The 17,186-nt window shown below is 67.5% G+C and carries 16 protein-coding genes; 7 read left to right on the forward strand and 9 right to left on the reverse strand.

Annotation, left to right across the window (positions count from 1 at the left end; all coding sequences use genetic code 11):
* Nucleotides 1–10 precede the first annotated feature (10 nt).
* Genes mmsB through ACMT1E_RS01105 form a run of 4 tightly spaced genes read right to left on the reverse strand, consistent with a single transcriptional unit; the run spans nt 11 to nt 3,907 of the window.
* A complete protein-coding gene (gene mmsB, locus ACMT1E_RS01090; RefSeq protein WP_414901674.1) occupies nt 11–892 on the reverse strand; it encodes a 3-hydroxyisobutyrate dehydrogenase in 882 nt (293 codons plus the stop codon).
* 42 nt (nt 893–934) lie between these two features.
* Complete coding sequence (locus tag ACMT1E_RS01095) at nt 935–1,711, reverse strand: enoyl-CoA hydratase-related protein (protein ID WP_414901675.1); 777 nt, start codon at nt 1,709–1,711, stop codon at nt 935–937.
* 16 nt (nt 1,712–1,727) lie between these two features.
* Nucleotides 1,728–2,771, reverse strand: a complete 1,044-nt coding sequence (locus ACMT1E_RS01100; RefSeq protein WP_414901677.1) for an enoyl-CoA hydratase/isomerase family protein — start codon at nt 2,769–2,771, stop codon at nt 1,728–1,730.
* Nucleotides 2,768–3,907 carry an acyl-CoA dehydrogenase family protein gene (locus ACMT1E_RS01105; protein WP_414901678.1) on the reverse strand — a complete coding sequence of 380 codons (1,140 nt, stop codon included), beginning with the start codon at nt 3,905–3,907 and terminating at the stop codon, nt 2,768–2,770. The genes ACMT1E_RS01100 and ACMT1E_RS01105 overlap by 4 nt, the downstream gene beginning before the upstream one ends.
* Before the next feature lie 251 nt (nt 3,908–4,158).
* Between ACMT1E_RS01105 and ACMT1E_RS01110 the strand changes: the two genes are divergently transcribed.
* On the forward strand, nt 4,159–4,470 hold the full coding sequence (locus ACMT1E_RS01110; RefSeq protein WP_414901679.1) for a putative quinol monooxygenase: 312 nt from the start codon (nt 4,159–4,161) through the stop codon (nt 4,468–4,470).
* Between the two features lie 7 nt (nt 4,471–4,477).
* Here the strand turns inward: ACMT1E_RS01110 and ACMT1E_RS01115 are convergent, their stop codons facing one another.
* From ACMT1E_RS01115 to ACMT1E_RS01130, 4 genes are all read right to left on the reverse strand, one after another.
* Nucleotides 4,478–5,668 carry a pyridoxal phosphate-dependent aminotransferase gene (locus ACMT1E_RS01115; protein ID WP_414901680.1) on the reverse strand — a complete coding sequence of 397 codons (1,191 nt, stop codon included), beginning with the start codon at nt 5,666–5,668 and terminating at the stop codon, nt 4,478–4,480.
* Between the two features lie 182 nt (nt 5,669–5,850).
* A complete protein-coding gene (locus tag ACMT1E_RS01120; protein WP_414901681.1) occupies nt 5,851–6,264 on the reverse strand; it encodes an acyl-CoA thioesterase in 414 nt (137 codons plus the stop codon).
* Nucleotides 6,261–6,755 (reverse strand): MarR family winged helix-turn-helix transcriptional regulator, encoded by a 495-nt coding sequence (locus tag ACMT1E_RS01125; protein ID WP_414901683.1) that lies wholly within the window; start codon nt 6,753–6,755, stop codon nt 6,261–6,263. Before ACMT1E_RS01125 ends, ACMT1E_RS01120 begins: the two co-directional genes overlap by 4 nt.
* 120 nt (nt 6,756–6,875) lie before the next feature.
* Nucleotides 6,876–7,355: a MarR family winged helix-turn-helix transcriptional regulator gene (locus tag ACMT1E_RS01130; RefSeq protein ID WP_414901684.1), complete on the reverse strand. Its 480-nt coding sequence runs from the start codon at nt 7,353–7,355 to the stop codon at nt 6,876–6,878.
* Nucleotides 7,356–7,554: 199 nt separating this feature from the next.
* Between ACMT1E_RS01130 and ACMT1E_RS01135 the strand changes: the two genes are divergently transcribed.
* The 3 genes from ACMT1E_RS01135 to ACMT1E_RS01145 are packed head-to-tail and all read left to right on the forward strand — an operon-like array spanning nt 7,555 to nt 12,006.
* A complete protein-coding gene (locus ACMT1E_RS01135; RefSeq protein WP_414901685.1) occupies nt 7,555–8,334 on the forward strand; it encodes a cyclase family protein in 780 nt (259 codons plus the stop codon).
* Between the two features lie 4 nt (nt 8,335–8,338).
* On the forward strand, nt 8,339–10,477 hold the full coding sequence (locus tag ACMT1E_RS01140; RefSeq protein WP_414901687.1) for a thiamine pyrophosphate-dependent enzyme: 2,139 nt from the start codon (nt 8,339–8,341) through the stop codon (nt 10,475–10,477).
* Nucleotides 10,477–12,006, forward strand: coding sequence for an indolepyruvate oxidoreductase subunit beta family protein (locus ACMT1E_RS01145; protein ID WP_414901688.1), 1,530 nt, complete (start codon nt 10,477–10,479; stop codon nt 12,004–12,006). Before ACMT1E_RS01140 ends, ACMT1E_RS01145 begins: the two co-directional genes overlap by 1 nt.
* On the opposite strand, the gene ACMT1E_RS01150 is transcribed toward ACMT1E_RS01145, so the two are convergent.
* Nucleotides 11,991–13,184, reverse strand: coding sequence for an acyl-CoA dehydrogenase (locus tag ACMT1E_RS01150; protein ID WP_414901690.1), 1,194 nt, complete (start codon nt 13,182–13,184; stop codon nt 11,991–11,993). The genes ACMT1E_RS01145 and ACMT1E_RS01150 overlap by 16 nt on opposite strands.
* A 98-nt stretch (nt 13,185–13,282) precedes the next feature.
* On the opposite strand from ACMT1E_RS01150, the gene ACMT1E_RS01155 reads away from it, so the two are divergent.
* From ACMT1E_RS01155 to ACMT1E_RS01165, 3 genes are read left to right on the forward strand one after another with little or no spacing between them, the layout of a single operon-like run.
* Nucleotides 13,283–15,601 carry a bifunctional salicylyl-CoA 5-hydroxylase/oxidoreductase gene (locus ACMT1E_RS01155; protein ID WP_414901692.1) on the forward strand — a complete coding sequence of 773 codons (2,319 nt, stop codon included), beginning with the start codon at nt 13,283–13,285 and terminating at the stop codon, nt 15,599–15,601.
* Nucleotides 15,598–16,356 carry an SDR family NAD(P)-dependent oxidoreductase gene (locus ACMT1E_RS01160; protein ID WP_414901693.1) on the forward strand — a complete coding sequence of 253 codons (759 nt, stop codon included), beginning with the start codon at nt 15,598–15,600 and terminating at the stop codon, nt 16,354–16,356. The genes ACMT1E_RS01155 and ACMT1E_RS01160 overlap by 4 nt, the downstream gene beginning before the upstream one ends.
* A gap of 11 nt (nt 16,357–16,367) precedes the next feature.
* Complete coding sequence (locus ACMT1E_RS01165; RefSeq protein ID WP_414901694.1) at nt 16,368–17,186, forward strand: enoyl-CoA hydratase family protein; 819 nt, start codon at nt 16,368–16,370, stop codon at nt 17,184–17,186.

Raw genomic sequence — 17,186 nt, forward strand, 5'->3', positions numbered from 1 at the left:
CCCCGCCCGCTTATTGCCCGTCGAGCAGCTTGATGATCGCGGAGAAATCCAGTCCGCCGTGCCCGGCATTGTGAAACGCCTGGTACAGCGCCTCGGCGGTCGCGCCCATCGGCACGCTGGCGTCGACGCTCTGCGCGGCCGCCATCGCCAGCTTCAGGTCCTTCAGCTGCAGCGCGGCGGCAAACCCGCCCTGGTAATCGCGGTCGGCCGGGCTTTCCGGGCCGACGCCGGGCACCGGGCAATAACTGGTCATCGACCAGTTCTGGCCGCTCGCCTTGGACGAGATATCGTAGAACGTCTGCAGGTCCAGCCCCAGCTTGCGCGCCAGAACGAACGTCTCGCAGGTCGCGATCATCGACGCGCCGAGCAGCATGTTGTTGCAGATCTTCGCTGCCTGCCCGCTGCCGGACGGGCCGGCATGGATCACCGCCTTGCCCATCGCCGCCAGCACCGGCTCGGCGCGGGCGAAGTCGGCGGCGGACCCGCCGACCATGAAGGTCAGCGTGCCGGCATTGGCGGCGGCGATGCCGCCCGACACCGGCGCGTCGACCATGCCCAGCCCGCGCGCGCCAGCCGCCGCGCCCACCGCCCGCGCGGTATCGACGTCGATCGTCGAACAGTCGAGCAGCAGCGCGCCCGGTGCGGCGGCGGCGAAAATCTCGCCCTCGTAAACGGCGCGGACATGCTTGCCGGCCGGCAGCATCGTCACGACCGCATCGGCGCCGTCAACCGCGTCGGCGGCCGATGCCGCCACCAGGCATCCGGCGTCGGCGGCGCGGGCGAGCGCCGCTTCCGCCAGGTCGAACGCACGCACCGCATGGCCTTTCTTGGCCAGGTTCGCGGCCATGCCGCCGCCCATATTGCCCAGCCCGATGAAAGCGATGCGTGCCATTGTCCCGTGTCCTGTCCGTTCAACCCATGGGTTCGCCGGGGCTTAGCGCCCCTGCCACACCCCTTTGCGCTTCTCGACGAAGGCGGTCATCCCCTCCGCCTTGTCCTCGGTCGCCGCCAGCCCGGCGAACAGCCGCCGCTCGAACTGGATGCCCATGCCCAGCCCGGTCTCGAACGCGGCGTTGACCATCTCCTTGTTGGCGATCGTGGCAAGCGGCGGCATCGCGGCAATCGCCTCGGCGGTCTTCAGCGCCTCGGCGATCAGCTCGGCGGCGGGGACGACGCGCGACACCAGGCTGGCGCGTTCCGCCTCGGCGGCGTCCATGAACCGGCCGGTCAGGCACATCTCCATCGCCTTGGCCTTGCCGACGGCGCGGGTCAGGCGCTGCGATCCGCCCATGCCCGGCGCGACGCCCAGCTTGATCTCCGGCTGGCCGAATTTCGCGCTGTCCGCCGCGATGATGAAATCGGCCATCATCGCCAGTTCGCATCCGCCACCCAATGCAAAGCCGGCGACGGCGGCGATCCACGGCTTGCGCGTCGCCGTCACCCGTTCCCAGCCGGCGAACAGGTTCTCGCCATAGACGCGGGCAAAGCCCATCGGCTGCATTTCCTTGATGTCGGCGCCGGCGGCGAACGCCTTCTCGCTGCCGGTCAGCACCGCGCAGCGTTGTTCGGCGTCCGCGTCATAAGCGGCGAAGGCGGCGATCAGGTCGGCCAGCACCTGCGCGTTCAGCGCGTTCAGCGCCTGCGGGCGGTTGAGGGTGATCAGCGTCACCGGCCCCCGCGTCTCGACAAGGATCGTCTCGTAATCCGCCATGCTCGTCACTCCTTCTCTACAGCGGCGTCCATTCCTGGTCGGCCGGCAATGGTGCGAAAAACGAATCGACCAGTGCGTCGCTCACCGCTTCCGGGGTGGCGGGGTTCCAGCGCGGCGCATTGTCCTTGTCGATGATCAGCGCGCGCACCCCTTCCAGAAAGTCGGGCTGGCGGCAGATGCGGGTGGCGATCCGGTACTCGGCGGTCATTTCGTCGGCGAAGTCGCGGCGTTCGCGCGCCTCGGCCAGCAGCCGCAACGACACCTTGCAGGTCTGCGGACTCTTGGTCGCCAGCGTTGCCAGTTCGGCCTTCGCCCATTCGGAGCCGTCCGCCTTCAGCGCCGCGAGGATATCCTCATACCGCTCGGCGGCGAACAGCCGGTCGATCGTTTCGCGCCGGCCGAGGATGCGCGCCGGCGGCGGCGTCACCGCCGCCTCGGCCAGAATCGCGGCGACATCGCCCGGCGCCTCGGCCAGCCGCTGCTTGACCCCGGCCAGTTCGGCGGACGGGATGTAGTGGGTGGCAAGGCCCAGCGCCATGCACTCGGCCCCGTCGATCCGCGCCCCGGTCAGCGCCAGGAACGCCCCGGTCCGCCCCGGCAGCCGCGACAGATACCAGCCGCCGCCGACATCCGGGAACAGGCCGATGCCGCTTTCCGGCATCGCATAGCGGGTCTGCTCGGTGGCGACGCGGTACCGCGCCGGCTGCGAAAGGCCGACCCCGCCGCCCATCGTTATCCCGTCCATGAACGCGACGATCGGCTTGCTGTAGGTGAACAGCAAATGGTTCAGCCGGTATTCGGCGCGAAAGAAGCGCGCGGCATCGGCGCCGTCGCCACCGCCGCTCTCGGCGATCATGCGGATGTCGCCGCCGGCGCAGAACCCGCGCCCCTCGGCATGGTCGATGGTCACCAGCCGCACCGCCGGGTCGTCGCGCCAGCGCAGCAGCGCGGCGATCATCGCCTCGCACATCGCCAGGTTCAGCGCGTGGATCGCCTTCGGCCGGTTCAGCCGGATGCGGCCGACGCCGCCTTCCTCCTCGATCAGCACGTCGGTGGTCATTGGCGCAGCAGCTCCCGTGCGACGATCATCCGCATCACCTCGTTGGTTCCCTCCAGAATCCGGTGGACGCGCAGGTCGCGCCAGAAACGCTCGACCGGATAATCCTGCAGATAGCCATAGCCGCCGTGCAGCTGCAGCGCCCGGTCGACCACCGCCGATCCGGTATCGGTCGCCAGCCGCTTGGCCATCGCCGCGAACTTGGTCTTGTCCGGCGCGTTTTCCGTCACCCGCGCCGCGGCGGCGTAGAGCAGGGTGCGCGCCGCCTGCAATTCCGTCTCCATGTCGGCCAGGGTGAACTGGCTGTTCTGGAAATCGGCGATCGCCTTGCCGAACTGGCGGCGCTCGCGGGTATAGGCGATCGCTTCGTCCAGCGCGCGCTGCGCCCCGCCCAGCGAACAGGCGCCGATGTTCAGCCGCCCGCCGTCCAGCCCGGCCATCGCGATGCGGAAGCCTTCGCCCTCGCCGCCGACCCGGTTGGCGACCGGCACGCGGACATTGTCGAAATTGACCTGCGCGGTCGGCTGGGCATGCCAGCCGAGCTTCTTCTCCTGCGCGCCGAAACTGACGCCGGGCATGTCCTTCTCGATGACCAGGCAGCTGATGCCCTTCGGCCCGTCCTCGCCGGTGCGGACCATCGTCACATAGATGTCATTAACGCCGCCGCCGGAAATGAACGCCTTCGATCCGCTGACGACATAATGGTCGCCGTCCAGCACCGCCCGCGTCCGCAGCGCCGCCGCGTCGGACCCGGACGACGGCTCGGTCAGGCAATAGGACGCGATCCGCTCGCACCCGACCAGCGACGGCAGATAGGCGTCCTTCACCGCCTGCGATCCGTAACGGTCGATCATCCACGATGCCATGTTGTGGATCGAAATGAACGCGCTTGTCGCCGGACAGCCATAGGCCATCGCTTCCATGATCAGCGCCGATTCCAGCCGACCGAGGCCGATGCCGCCGCTCGCCTCCGATACGTAGATCGCGCCGAAACCAAGCTCCGCCGCCGCCTTCACCGTGTCGCGCGGAAAAATATGCTTCTCGTCCCATTCCGCCGCGTGCGGGGTGATCGCGTCGGCGGTGAACTTGCGCGCCATGTCCTGGATCGCGCGTTGTTCGTCAGTCAGGTCAAATTGCATCGTTGCTCTAGCCCTTGCGGGTGCCGGGGACGGGCGTCGCGTCGCGGCGCGAGTCCCCTTCGCACATGCCCTCCATTTCCGGCACCGGCGCCGCTTTGTCCATCGCCGAACCGCGTATTGGGCCGGGCAAGGGCATGATCGTGCCGCGCCAGGCGCCGGAAAAAGCCTGATAATGCTTCCACTTGCGCGGATCGAGGGCTAAGGGGCTTCGCGATCGGGCGCCGCCGCGCGCCGGAAGCAGGGGAGCGACGATGAGCGTTCTGGAACATGCGTTGATCACGATAAAGCCCGGCGCGGAGGCGGCGTTCGAAGCCGCCGTCGCGCAGGCGCTGCCACTGTTCCGCACCGTTCCCGGCTGTCACGCGGTCCGCCTCGACCGGTCGATCGAACAGGGCAGCTATGTGCTCCTTGCCCGCTGGGACGAGGTCGCCGACCATATGGTGTTTCGCGCTTCTCCGGCTTTCGCGCGCTGGCGCGAACTGGTCGGCGGCTATTTCGCCGCGCCGCCGGTGGTGGACCATCTGACGCCGACCGCCGCCGCTTTCGGCATATTGGAAGGCTGAGGGCCGGTCAGCCGTCCTTGCCGCCCGTGCCGGGCAGGGCGTTGAAATAGCCGCTCAGCCGGTCCATCGCCTGTTCGATCCGCGGCATCGGCTCCGATCCGAAACAGATGCGGATATGCCCGCGTCCGCCGACGCCGTAGAACGCGCCGTCCTCGACGACGACATGCGCCTGTTCCAGCAGGTCGGTCGCGATGCTGGTCGAATCCCGGCCGGTGCCCTCGATATTGGCGAAGGCATAGATCGTCGCCTCCGGTGACGCGCATGTCACGCCCGGCATCTGGTTCAGCCGCCGGACGACATAGTCGCGCTTGTCCCGGTCGTCGGCGACCATCGCGGCGCGGCTGGCCTGATCGTCGGCGACGGCGGCCAGCGCGCCGTACTGGATGAAGGTGTTGACATGGGTCACGTCGTTCATCGCGATCTTCAGCAGCGCCGGGATCATCGCCGGCGGCGCGGCGATATAGCCCAGCCGCCACCCGTCCATCGCATAGGCCTTGGTAAACGCGAACAGCGACAGGGTACGCTCCGCCATGCCGGGCAGCGATGCGATGCTGATATGGGCGCCGTCGTACAGGACATGCTCGTACACTTCGTCGGTGACGACCAGCAGGTCATGCTGGATGGCGAGCGCCGCCACCGCTTCCAGCTCGGCGCGGGAATAGACCCGCCCGGTCGGGTTGGACGGGTTGACCAGCACGATCATCCGGGTCCGTGGCGTGATCCGGCGCTCGATCCACTCGGCGCGGATCGCGAAGCCGTCGGCGCGGTCGAGCGGGGCGAACACCGGCACGCCGCCAGCCAGTTCGATCTTGTTGATGTGCTGCGGGTAATAGGGGTCGAGCAGGATCACCTCGTCGCCGGGGTCGATGCTGGCCATGAACGCCAGATAGGCGGCATGGGTCAGCCCGTTGGTGACGAGCACTCCGTCCGGCCCGACGGCGATGCCGTTGTCCGCCGCCAGCTTGGCGGCCAGCGCGGCGCGCAGCGCCGGCTCGCCGCACAGGTCGCTGTAATGGACCTTGCCGGCCTGCAGCGCGGCGATCGCCGCGTCCTTAATGTGCTGGGGCGTGTCATGCACCGGCTTGCCGAATTCCAGGTGGATCAGGTCATGCCCGGCCGCCTCCAGCGCCAGCGCCTTTTCGAACATGCCGAATGATTTCTTCGACGTGTCGGTAATGCGGTTGGCGGGCCATTTCATTGCTGCGTGTCTCCGGTTCGGCGGGCGGCCGGGCGGCGGCGGCCCCCGCCGCGCCGGGGCGGGCGTGCGCCGCCCGGGCCGAAAAGCCTGAAGGCCCGATCCCATATGCCATTGGAGATATTTGTCAAATCATATGATGAATATTATATCTGCCGCGCGCCGACCCCGGCACCGCGGCGGTTTCAGGCGGCGTCCACCGGCTTCAGCAGGGCGGCGCGGATGTCGTCGGGCCAGGGCTGCGACCGCCCGGTCGCCATCGCCATGCTGACAATGACCACCGCCGCGCGCAGCCGGACCGTGTCGCCGCAGCGCACCTCCACTGTCAGGTGGAGCGAGCTGTCGCCGACCCGTTCGACGGTCAGGTGAAAGGCGAGGGTCTCGCCCAGCCGGCTCGGCGCCACGAAATCGACGTCCAGCTTCACCGTCGGAATGGCCAGGCCGCGCTTCAGGTGCAGCGTCGCGAAATCGACACCGACATGCCCGGCGAAAAAATCCTCGACGGTTGCGTTCAGCATCTCGAAATAGCGGGGATAGAACACGATGCCGGCGGCATCGACATGGGCGAAGCGCACGGCGCGCCGGGCGACGAAGCTCATTCGAATTCTCCGTTCGCATGTTCCGCGCCGATCGACGCCTTCATCACCGCGAGCAGGCGGTAAAGCGCGCCCAGCTCGTCGCGCGACACCCCGGCCAGCATGCTCTTGATCGACGCGTGGTGGGCGGCGGCCATCTCGGTGAAATGCGCCCGGCCGGTCTCGGTCAGCGAGACGATCGACGACCGCCGGTCGTCGGGCGCCGGCCGGCTGGTGATAAAGCCGGCCTTCTCCAGTTGGCGGACCAGCGCGGTGACGTTGCCGTTGGACACCAGCAGCCGCTTGGACAATTCTCCCATCGACAGGCCGTCATCCTCGCGTTCCAGCGCGGCCAGCACGTCGAAACGCGGCAATGTCGTGCCGAACCGCTCGGAAAAACGCCGGCGAAGCCGCTTCTCGATCGTCGTCGTGCAGCTCAGCATGCGCAGCCACACCCGCACGTCCATCCGCCCGGTCAGTGCGCCGTCATGCTTTTCCCTGATCGGCCGCGCCACGTCGCTTCCCCCGCCAATGCGGCAAGGCCGCGATATATTTCAGCTATAAAAGGGGCGCCGGCCTTGCAAGCTGCAACCGGTCCCGCCCATCGGAACCAGCCTTAAGAATGGCCGCGCCGGTCATTTTTCCCGACATTCTTCCATGTCCAGATTGGCATAGAGCCGCCCGAGCAGGTCGATCAGCTTGTCGAAATCGCGGGCGGACAGGCCGCGGATGATTTGGGCATAGACCGGCGCGGTCGCGCGCCGCGCCTCGGCCAGCTTGGCTTCGCCCAGCGGCAGCAGAGAGACATGGGTGACGCGCGCGTCCTCGGCGCAGCTCGTCGCGGCGACCAGCCCGGCGGCGGCCATGCGCTGGATGATCCTGGTCATCGTCGACAGCGGGATGACGGCGCTGCTGGCGATGTCGCGCACGCCGCGCGGCGCCCGTTCGCCCAAAATCATCAGCACCCGCCAGTAGGGGATGTCGAGGCCAATGGCGCGCAGGCGCCCGTCGATCACGCCGTTGTAACGTCCGACCAGCCGGTTGAGCAGGTAGAACGGGTATTTCTCGACATGAAACGCCTCGGTGCTCGGATCGCCGAGAATACGATTGTCCACGGGCACTCCCTGTTTGGGTGACGCCTTAATCCGCCGGCGGCGTTGCGGCAACGGGCGGGCGGCGCGCTCATGCCGCCACCGCCGGTGCCGCAACGGCATTGCTGCCGACAAGCGTGGTGCCGCGCAACCATAAAAGTTGCATCTGCACGTTTTATCGGGCAGTCTTTCGAATCGAGAACATCGCCCCGGGAGGATTATCATGTCGCTTGCCACGCTGACCGACTTCGCCGCCGCCGTCGCCACCGGCGCCATCCGCACCGTCGACCTCACCCAGACGCTGTCGCCCGACACGCCGACGCTGGTCCTGCCGCCGCCGTTCGGCCAGTGCGCGCCCTTCTCGATGGAGGAAATCTCGCATTATGACGAGCGCGGCGTCGCGTGGTACTGGAACAACTTCACCGTCGGCGAACATACCGGCACCCATTTCGACGCGCCGGTCCACTGGGTGACCGGCAAGGACCTGGCCGATAATACCCTCGACACGATCGACCCCAAGGCGTTCATCGCCCAGGCGGTGGTGATCGACATTTCGGCCAGGGCCGCCGCCGACCCCGACTATCTGCTGACCGTCGCCGATATCGAGGCGTGGGAAGCGGAACATGGCCGCATCCCGCCGCGCGCCTGGGTGCTGCTGCGCACCGACTGGTCGAAACTGCCGGTCGACGCCTACACTAACCGGCGCGAGGACGGTGCCCACACCCCCGGCCCGTCGGCGGAAGCGGTGCGCTTCCTGGTCGACGATCGCGACGCCCACGGCTTCGGGGTGGAAACGATCGGCACCGATGCCGGTCAGGCGCATCTGCTCAACCCGCCCTATCCGGCCCACGCGCTGTTCCACGGCGCCGGCCGCTACGGCCTGCAGTGCCTGCAGAATCTGGATAAGCTGCCGGCGACCGGCTCGGTCGTCGTCGCGACGCCGCTCAAGATCAAGGGCGGCTCGGGCAGCCCGCTGCGCGTGATCGCGCTGGTCGCGGAATAAGGCGATGGCGGAAAGGTCCTTCAAGAAGGAAGTCGAGAAGCTCCGGCTCGGCGCCGGTGAGGTGTTCGAGGGTGAAGGCATTCTCGCCGTCACCAAGGCGCTTCTCCAGGCGGGCGTCGCCTATGTCGGCGGCTATCAGGGTTCGCCGATCAGCCACTTGATGGACGTTTTCGCCGACGCCGATCCGCTGTTGCGTGAACTCGGCGTCCATTTCGAATCCTCGGCGTCGGAAGCGGCGGCGGCGGCGATGCTCGCCGCCTCCGTCAACTATCCGCTGCGCGGTGCGGTGGCGTGGAAATCGGTGGTCGGCACCAACGTCGCCTCCGACGCGCTGTCCAACGTTGCCTCGGGCGGCATCACCGGCGGCGCCTTGGTCATCGTCGGCGAGGATTACGGCGAAGGCTCCTCGATCATGCAGGAGCGCACCCACGCCTTCGCGATGAAATCGCAGATGTGGTTGCTCGATCCGCGGCCGAACCTGACCAGCATCGTCGACATGGTCGAAAAGGGCTTCGAGCTGTCGGAGGCGTCGCACACCCCGGTGATGCTCGAACTGCGCGTGCGCGCCTGCCACGTCACCGGCAGCTTCGTCGCCCGCGACAACAAGCGCCCGCCGCTGACGGTGGGGGAGGCGGCGGCCAGCCCGCGCCGCGACGTCAACCGCATCGTGCTGCCCCCCGCCAATTTCCTGCACGAGGTCGAGAAGATCGAGCAGCGCTGGCCGGCGGCGGTGCGCTTCGTCGCCGAACAGCGGCTGAACGAACATTTCGGGCCGGAACGCGATTCGATCGGCATCATCGTCCAGGGCGGGCTGTTCAACACGCTGAACCGCGCGCTGGAACTGGCCGGCCTGTCCGACGCCTATGGCGCGGCGCAGGTGCCGATCTATTGCATGAACGTCACCTACCCGCTGATCCCGGACGAACTGCGCGCCTTCTGCGCCGGAAAGTCCGCGGTGCTGCTGGTCGAGGAAGGCCAGCCCGAATTTATCGAGCACGAACTGAACACGCTGCTCCGCCAGGCCGATCTCCAGACCCGCGTCATCGGCAAGGAATTGCTGCCGCGCGCCGGCGAATATTCCGGCCAGGTGCTGTATGACGGCATCGTCGGCTTCCTCCGGCAATGGGCGCCAGAACGGGCGCCGACGGTTCCCGTCCCGGTCCCGCCGGAACCGGAACTGGCGGCGGTGGTGCCGCCGCGCCCGGCCGGTTTCTGCACCGGCTGCCCGGAACGGCCGATCTTCGCGGCGATGAAGCTGGTCCAGCGCGAACTGGGCGAATTCCACGTCTCCGCCGACATCGGCTGCCACCTGTTCTCGATCCTGCCGCCGTTCCATATCGGCAACACGACGATGGGCTACGGCCTCGGCACCGCCGCCGCCTCGGCATTCAAGCCCAGCGAAGGGCCGGGCGGGCGCCGCGCGATCGCGATGATGGGCGACGGCGGCTTTTGGCATAACGGCCTGACCTCGGGCATCGGCAACGCGGTGTTCAATCAGGACGACAATCTGACGATCATCGTCGACAACGGCTATTCGGCGGCAACCGGCGGGCAGGACATCCTGTCGTCCAAGGCCGACAACGCGACGCGCAAGACCAATAATCCGATCGAAAAGGCGGTGCGTGGCATGGGCGTCCGCTGGGCGCGCACGCTGACCCGCACCTACGACGTCGCGGCGATGCGCGATGCGATGCTGGAAGCGCTGACCAGCCCCGAAAAGGGGCCGAAGGTTATCGTCGCCCAGTCCGAATGCATGTTGAACCGCCAGCGCCGCGAACGGCCGCTGCTCGCCAAGGCGGTGAAGGACGGCAAACGTGTCGTCCGCGACCGCTTCGGCGTTGATCCGGACACCTGCACCGGCGACCATGCCTGCATTCGCCTGTCCGGCTGCCCGTCGCTCAGCGTCAAGGCAAACCCCGATCCGCTGCGGCAGGATCCGGTCACCCATATCGACAACAGCTGCGTCGGCTGCGGCAATTGCGGGGAGGTCGCGCATGCGGCGGTGCTCTGTCCTAGTTTCTATCGTGCCAGCATTATCTCCAACCCCACCGGTTGGGACCGCACGCTGCACCGGGTGCGCGGCGCGGTGATCGGCTGGCTCCAGCGGCGGCAGGCGCGCGGCATCGCCGCGCGGGCGTTCTGATGAGCGGCCCCTTCCCACAGGACCGTGACCGCATCACCATCGCCATTCTGGCGCTGGGCGGGCAGGGCGGCGGCGTTCTCGCCGATTGGATTCTCGATACCGCCAACGCCAATGGCTGGACGGCGCAGGGCACGTCGGTGCCGGGCGTCGCGCAGCGCACCGGCTCGACGGTCTATTATATCGAAATGGTCCGCAAGGGCGCGGCCGGCGCCAACCGTACCGATCCGGTGCTGGCGATGATGCCGGTGCCCGGCGACGTCGATGTCGTCGTCGCGTCGGAATTGATGGAGGCCGGCCGGGCAATCCTGCGCGGCTTCGTCTCGGCGGAACGCACGACGCTGATCGGCTCGACCCACCGCATCTACGCGATCTCCGAAAAAGCGGCGATGGGCAACGGCCTGGGCAGCAGCGAACGCATCCTCGACGCGGCGGAACGGCGGGCAAAGCGGTTCATTGGCTTCGACATGGACGCCGCCTCGGCCCGCTCCGGTGCCGCGATCAGCGCGATCATGCTCGGCGCGCTGGCGGGCAGCGACGTGCTGCCGTTCGGGCGCGAGGCGTTCGAAGCGGCGATCCGCCACGGCGGCAAGGCGGTCGCCGCCAACCTGAAGGGCTTCGAGGAAGGCGCCGCCCGCGCCCGCAGCCGGGTCGACGAAGTCGAAGCGGCGCTGCAACCGCCGGAGCCGACGACCGCGGCCGGGGCAGAACTTGCCGCCCGCATCGCCGCGACGCTGCCGCCCGCCGCCCACCGCTTCGCGATCGAGGGCGTCCGCCGGCTGATGGACTATCAGGACCGCGCCTATGCCGAATTCTACCTCGACCGGCTCGACAGCGTCCGCGCGCTCGACGGCGGCGAGGACGATTTCCGCCTGACACGGGAAACCGCGCGCCACCTTGCTCTCTGGATGAGCTATGAGGACACGATTCGCGTCGCCGACCTGAAGGTGCGCGCCACCCGCATGGACCGTGTGGAAAAGGACGTGCTGCTCGGCCGGGACCAGCTGATGACGCTGACCGAATATATGCACCCGCGCCTGCAGGAAGTGTGCGAGACGATGCCGGCCTGGCTCGGCAACGCCATCCTGTCGCGCCCCGGCCTCAGCCGGCGGTTGCAGCCGTTCTTCGAGAAGGGCCGCCATGTCCAGACGACCAGCCTGCGCTGGTTCCTGATGCTGAACATGCTGTCCGGCATGCGGCGCTGGCGCCGCTCGACCCTGCGCTACATCCATGAGCAGGAACGGATCGAAGGCTGGCTGGACAAGGTTCGCCGCGTCGCCGCGACCGACGTCGCCCTGGCAGCGGAAATCGTCGCCACCCAGCGGCTGATCAAGGGCTATGGCGACACGTTCGAACGCGGCCTCGGCCGGTTCAACGCGGTGGTCGATGCGGCGGTACCGCTCGCCGGCGCGCCCGATGCGGTCGATCAGGTCCGCCGGCTACGCGATGCCGCGCTGGCCGACGAGAGCGGTGCCGCTCTCGCCGGCGCGATGGAGCAACTGCCCCCGGCCCGGGTTCAGGAAAACGCCTGAAGCCCGGTCTGGGCGCGGCCCAGGATCAGCGCGTGGACGTCGTGCGTCCCTTCATAGGTGTTGACGGCTTCCAGGTTCATCACGTGACGGATCACGCCGAATTCGTCTGAAATGCCGTTGCCGCCGTGCATGTCACGCGCCATCCGCGCGATGTCGAGCGCCTTGCCGCAATTGTTGCGCTTGATCAGGCTGATCGCCTCCGGCGCCAGCCGGTGGTCGTCCATCAGCCGCCCGGCGTGGAGGCAGGCGGACAGGCCAAGGGTGATCTCGGTCTGCATGTCGGCCAGCTTCTTCTGGAATAGCTGGGTCTGGGCCAGCGGCCGGCCGAACTGCTTGCGGTCGATGCCGTAGCGCCGCGCCGCGTGCCAGCAGAACTCCGCCGCGCCCATCGCGCCCCACGCAATGCCGTAACGCGCGTTGTTCAGGCAACCGAACGGCCCCTTAAGGCCCTCGACGCCGGGCAGCAGCCGGTCCTCGGGGACGTGCACGTCGTTCATCACGATCTCGCCGGTCACCCAGGCGCGCAGAGAGAATTTGCCCTCGATCTTCGGCGTCGACAGGCCGGCGTCGCCGCGCTCCAGGATGAAGCCGCGGATCTTGTCGTCGTCGCACTTGGCCCAGACAACCAGCACGTCGGCGAAGGGGGAGGAGGTGATCCACATCTTGGCGCCGTTCAGGACATAACCGTCGGCGACCTTGCGGGCGCGGGTCTTCATGCCGCCGGGGTCGGATCCGGCGTCCGGCTCGGTCAGGCCGAAACAGCCGATCCATTCGCCGGTCGCCATCTTCGGCAGATAGCGTTCGCGCTGCGCCTCGGTGCCGTAGGCGTAGATCGGGTACATGGCGAGGCTCGACTGCACCGACAGGGCAGAGCGGTAGGACGAATCGACCCGCTCGGTCTCACGCGCGATCAGCCCGTAGGCGACGTAGCTGACACCGGGGCAGCCATAGCCGTTGATCGTCGGGCCGAGCAGCCCGACCGAACCGAACGCCTGCATCAGTTCGCGCTGGCAGGTCTCATGCCGGTTCGACTCGAGAACGATCGGCGCCAGATGCTCGTCGGCAAAGGCGCGGGCGGTGTCGCGCACCAGCCGTTCCACGTCGGTCAGCAACTCGTCGAGCAGCAGGGGGTCGTCAGGGGAAAAGCTGGGCCAGCGGGTGGAATCGGCAGACGACATACGGGTTTTCTCCGGTGGTTTCGCGGCATAATTATTTTATGCTTGAAATAATTTCAAGGCGTTTTAGGATTCGTTTCATCCAAAGCGGAAGGCGGCCAATGAAGATTGCATGCGTAGGCGGCGGTGCCGCCGGACTCTATTTCGCCATCTCGATGAAGCTGCGCGATCCCTCGCATGAGATCGCGGTTTTCGAACGCAACCGAAGCGGCGACACGTTCGGCTGGGGCGTCGTGTTCTCCGACCAGACGATGGAAAATCTCTACGCCAACGACCCGATCAGCGCCCAGGCGATGCTCGATGAACTGGCGCATTGGGACGACATCGATATCCGCATCGAAGACGGTGAGAAGAAGACGGCAATCCGCTCCGGTGGCCACGGCTTCATCGGCATCGGCCGCAAGCGGCTGCTCAACATTCTGCAGGACCGCGCCCGTGAACTGGACATCGACCTGCATTTCCAGGTCGAGGTCGAACCGGACAGCGCGTTCCTCGCCGACTATGATCTGGTGATCGCGGCCGACGGCCTCAACAGCAAGCTGCGCCGCCGCTACGACGAACATTTCGAAACCGACATCGACGTCCGGCTGAACAAGTTCGTCTGGCTCGGCACGCACCAGCGCTTCGACGCGTTCAAATTCCTGTTCGTCAACACCGAATGGGGCTGGATCTGGGCGCACGCCTACCAGTTCGACAAGGACACCGCGACCTTCATCGTCGAATGCGGGCCGGAAACCTTCGAACGCGCCGGCTTCGGTGAAATGAGCCAGGAAGAAACCTGCCGCCTGTGCGAAAAGATCTTCGCGGAGCATCTCGGCGGCCATCCGCTGATGACCAATTCGGCGCATATCCGCGGCTCGGCGTGGATCAACTTCCCGCGCATCATCTGCAACACCTGGCATTACAAGAACATCATTCTGCTCGGCGACGCCGCGCATACCGCGCATTTCTCGATCGGCTCGGGCACCAAGCTGGCGCTGGAAGACGCAATCAAGCTGGCGGAGGTGATGAACCGCCCCGGCATTGCAGAGGCCGGCGCCCTCGACACCGCGCTCACCGACTATCGCGACGAGCGGCAACTTGAGGTGGTGAAGCTCCAGAACGCGGCGCGTAACTCGACCGAATGGTTCGAAAATCTCGACCGCTATCTGAAGATGGAACCGATGCAGTTCGCCTACACGCTGCTCACCCGCAGTCAGCGTGTCAGCCACGAAAATCTGCGCCTGCGCGACCCGGAATGGCTGGCCGCGCTGGAAGCGAAGCTGGTCGAAACCGCAACCGGCAAGCCGGCCGAAGGCCCGACGCCGCCGATGTTCCTGCCGCTGAAGCTGCGCGGGATGACGGTGCGTAACCGCGTCGTCATGTCGCCGATGGCGATGTATTCGGCGGTCGACGGCATGCCGGACGATTTCCACCTCGTCCACTACGGCGCCCGCGCGCTCGGCGGTGCCGGCATCATCTTCACCGAAATGACCTGTCCGTCGCCGGAAGGGCGGATCACACCCGGCTGCACCGGCATCTGGAACGACGAGCAGGCCGCCGCCTGGCGCCGGATCACCGATTTCGTCCACCGCACGCCCGATGCGCGCATCTGCCTGCAAATCGGCCATAGCGGGTCGAAGGGATCGACCCGGCTGGCATGGGACGGCATCGACAAGCCGCTGGAAAGCGGCAACTGGCCGGTGGTCGCGCCGTCGGACGTCAAATACACGCCGGAAAGCCAGACGCCGGTCCCGCTCGACCGGGCTGGGATGGACGTGATCCGCGACGAATTCGTCGCCGCCGCCCGCCGCGCCGACGATGCCGGCTTCGACATGATCGAACTGCACTGCGCCCACGGCTATCTGCTGTCCGGCTTCATCAGCCCGACGCAGAACAAGCGGACCGACGAATATGGCGGCAGCCTGGAGAACCGGCTGCGCTATCCGCTGGAGGTGTTCCGGGCGATGCGCGCGGTCTGGCCGGTCGACAAGCCGATGTCGGTGCGTATTTCCGCCCATGACTGGGTCGGCGACGACGGCGTCACCCCGGACGAAGCGGTCGAGATCAGCCGCGCCTTCGTCGAGGCGGGCGTCGACCTGATCGACGTGTCGTCGGGGCAGGTGACCAAGGCCGAAAAGCCGGTATATGGCCGCATGTTCCAGACGCCCTTCTCGGATCAGATCCGCAACGAACTCGGCGTGACGACGATGGCGGTCGGCAACATCTACGAGATCGACCACGTCAACAGCATCATCGCCGCCGGCCGGGCCGATCTGTGCGCGCTTGCCCGCCCGCATCAGATGGACGCCAACTGGGTGATCCGCGCGGCGGCGCAGCAGCAATATCCGGCCGCGCCGGTGCCGAAGCAGTATCTGAGCGGCTATTTCCAGCTGAAGCTCAACCTGCAGCGCGCGGCGCAGATGACGCCGCTTAAATGACGGCGGCGCCCCATGCGGTGGTCACCGGTGGCGGCAGCGGCATCGGCCTCGCCATTGCCCGCGCGCTCGCCGGTGCCGGCCATCCGCTGACGATCATGGGGCGCAACCGCGCCCGGCTCGACGCGGCGCTCGCCGATCTGCCCGGCGCGCGGGCGCTTGCCTGCGACGTTGGTGACGGCGATGCGGTCGCCGCTGCCTTTGCCGATGCGGCCGGGGCGGCGGGGCCGGTCGGGCTGCTGGTCAACTGCGCCGGGGTCGTCCGCACCGCGCCGTTCGAAAAGGGCGACGACGCGCTGTGGGCGGACCTGTGGCGGACCAACGTCATCGGCTGCGTCAACACCTGCCGGGCGGTGCTGCCGGGCATGCGCGCGCTGCCCTCGGCGCGCATCGTCAACATCGCCAGCACCGCGTCGCTGAAGGGCTATGCCTATGTCAGCGCCTATACCGCGACCAAGCACGCGCTGCTCGGCCTGACCCGGTCGCTGGCGCTGGAACTGGCCGGCACCGCGATCACCGTCAACGCCGTCTGCCCCGGCTATGCCGATACGGAGATCATCCGCCAGTCGATCGCGACGATCGTCGCGCGCACCGGCCGCAGCGAGGCGGATGCGCTGGCGACATTCACCGGCACCAATCCGCAGGGCCGGCTGATCGACCCGGACGAGGTGGCGGCGACAGTGCTATGGCTGGCGGCGGACGCCGCGCGCTCGGTCACCGGTCAGGCGATCGTCGTCGCCGGCGGCGAGGTTATGTAAAGGGAGAGATGATGAGCGGTTTCGATCCGGCGAGCTATGCGCCCGACCATTTCGCGTTCGCCTTCGCCGACAGGGTGGCGACGGTCACCCTCAATCGGCCGGAGCGCAAGAACCCGCTGACCTTCGAGTCCTATGCGGAACTGCGCGATCTGTTCCGGGCGCTGGTCTACGCGCCCGCCGTCCGCGCGGTGGTGGTGACCGGCGCCGGCGGCAATTTCTGCTCCGGCGGCGACGTGCACGAAATCATCGGCCCGCTGACCAAAATGACGATGCCGGAACTGCTCGCCTTCACCCGGATGACCGGTGATCTGGTCAAGGCGATGCGCGGCTGCCCGCAGCCGGTCGTCGCCGCCGTCGACGGCGTCTGCGCCGGGGCCGGGGCGATCATGGCGATGGCCTCCGACATCCGCTTCGCGACGCCCGCCGCCAAGACCGCCTTCCTGTTCACCCGCGTCGGCCTCGCCGGCGCGGACATGGGCGCCTGCGCCATCCTGCCCCGGATCATCGGGCAGGGCCGGGCGGCGGAACTGCTCTATTCCGGCCGCTCCTTCTCGGCGGAGGAAGGCGAACGCTGGGGCTTCTACAACCGCGTCTGCGCCGCCGACGCGCTCGCCGGCGAAGCCGCCGCCTATGCGAAGATGCTCGCCTCCGGCCCGACCTTCGCCCACGGCATGACCAAGAACCAGCTCAACATGGAATGGGCGCTGCCGATCGAAACCGCGATCGAGGCAGAGGCGCAGGCTCAGGCGATCTGCATGCAGACGAAGGATTTCGAACGCGCCTACCATGCGTTCGTCGCCAAGCAGAAGCCGGTGTTCGAGGGCGATTGA

The sequence above is a fragment of the Sphingomonas flavalba genome, from assembly GCF_047553045.1.
Taxonomy (GTDB): Bacteria; Pseudomonadota; Alphaproteobacteria; order Sphingomonadales; family Sphingomonadaceae; genus Sphingomonas_L; species Sphingomonas_L flavalba_A.

Bases quoted from the DNA above. Each gene is read 5' to 3' on its own strand.
- mmsB (WP_414901674.1), bottom strand. From the start codon at position 892: ATGGCACGCATCGCTTTCATCGGGCTGGGCAATATGGGCGGCGGCATG.
- ACMT1E_RS01095 (WP_414901675.1), bottom strand. From the start codon at position 1,711: ATGGCGGATTACGAGACGATCCTTGTCGAGACGCGGGGGCCGGTGACG.
- ACMT1E_RS01100 (WP_414901677.1), bottom strand. From the start codon at position 2,771: ATGACCACCGACGTGCTGATCGAGGAGGAAGGCGGCGTCGGCCGCATC.
- ACMT1E_RS01105 (WP_414901678.1), bottom strand. From the start codon at position 3,907: ATGCAATTTGACCTGACTGACGAACAACGCGCGATCCAGGACATGGCG.
- ACMT1E_RS01110 (WP_414901679.1), top strand. From the start codon at position 4,159: ATGAGCGTTCTGGAACATGCGTTGATCACGATAAAGCCCGGCGCGGAG.
- ACMT1E_RS01115 (WP_414901680.1), bottom strand. From the start codon at position 5,668: ATGAAATGGCCCGCCAACCGCATTACCGACACGTCGAAGAAATCATTC.
- ACMT1E_RS01120 (WP_414901681.1), bottom strand. From the start codon at position 6,264: ATGAGCTTCGTCGCCCGGCGCGCCGTGCGCTTCGCCCATGTCGATGCC.
- ACMT1E_RS01135 (WP_414901685.1), top strand. From the start codon at position 7,555: ATGTCGCTTGCCACGCTGACCGACTTCGCCGCCGCCGTCGCCACCGGC.
- ACMT1E_RS01140 (WP_414901687.1), top strand. From the start codon at position 8,339: ATGGCGGAAAGGTCCTTCAAGAAGGAAGTCGAGAAGCTCCGGCTCGGC.
- ACMT1E_RS01145 (WP_414901688.1), top strand. From the start codon at position 10,477: ATGAGCGGCCCCTTCCCACAGGACCGTGACCGCATCACCATCGCCATT.
- ACMT1E_RS01150 (WP_414901690.1), bottom strand. From the start codon at position 13,184: ATGTCGTCTGCCGATTCCACCCGCTGGCCCAGCTTTTCCCCTGACGAC.
- ACMT1E_RS01155 (WP_414901692.1), top strand. From the start codon at position 13,283: ATGAAGATTGCATGCGTAGGCGGCGGTGCCGCCGGACTCTATTTCGCC.
- ACMT1E_RS01160 (WP_414901693.1), top strand. From the start codon at position 15,598: ATGACGGCGGCGCCCCATGCGGTGGTCACCGGTGGCGGCAGCGGCATC.
- ACMT1E_RS01165 (WP_414901694.1), top strand. From the start codon at position 16,368: ATGAGCGGTTTCGATCCGGCGAGCTATGCGCCCGACCATTTCGCGTTC.